The sequence below is a fragment of the Methylorubrum zatmanii genome (assembly GCF_014845115.1).
GTDB classification, from domain to species: domain Bacteria; phylum Pseudomonadota; class Alphaproteobacteria; order Rhizobiales; family Beijerinckiaceae; genus Methylobacterium; species Methylobacterium zatmanii.
The window spans coordinates 1-709 of record NZ_NKUI01000324.1 but is presented as its reverse complement, the minus strand read 5'-3'; the positions used below and the strand labels follow the sequence as shown (position 1 = coordinate 709).

The following is a 709-nucleotide window of genomic DNA, read 5'->3' as shown; positions in this document are numbered from 1 at the left end:
GCACCGGCCCCTCCTGGGTATGGGCGCGCAGCATGCCGTTGACGAGGCGCTGGTGAAAGCGCACCGCCTGCTCCTTGGTATCGAGAGCGATGGCATGCTCAGCGACGCCGGGCGTTCCGAAATCGTTGGTGGTCGACCCGACCGCCATGATCAGCGTGTCGTAGGGCACCGTCCGCATCGGCGTGACCTCGCGGCCCTCGCTGTCGAGGCTCGCGGCGAGCTGGATCACCCGCCTCTCCCGATCAAGCCCCGTCATCTCGCCGATGCGGTAGCGGAAGTGATTGGCATGGGCGTGGTGCAGGTAGTCGATGGCGTGGTGGCCGATATCGAGCGAGCCGGCGGCAACCTCGTGCAGCAACGGCTTCCAGATATGGGTGCGCGCCCGGTCCACCAGCGTGATGTGAGCCTTGCCGCGCTTGCCGTACTTGTTGCCGAGCTTGGTCACCAGTTCCAGCCCGGCCGCCCCACCTCCCACCACGACGATCTTATGGCGATCCGTCACCGCTTCGCTCGGAACCATCCTCGCCCCACTCCCGTACGCGAGCCGCGTCGTTACGGCGGCCCTTCAGTTTGGAATGATCTTACATCAGCAACCGTGTCACCGCCCACATGCTCCCTGCGCTCCCGAAGCGCAGGAACGGCGATTCCATGTGGGGAGATGCGGCAGAACACAGTCTCGCTTCACGGGGCGGGCGCACCGGGCTGCCGG

At 66.3% G+C, this 709-nt stretch carries 1 protein-coding gene; it reads right to left on the bottom strand.

All coding sequences use genetic code 11. From position 1 onward, the window contains the following. A partial coding sequence (locus MZTS_RS24380) for an NAD(P)/FAD-dependent oxidoreductase (protein ID WP_192285887.1) occupies positions 1-520 on the bottom strand: 520 nt, incomplete at its 3' end. Between the last annotated feature and the right edge of the window lie 189 nt (positions 521-709).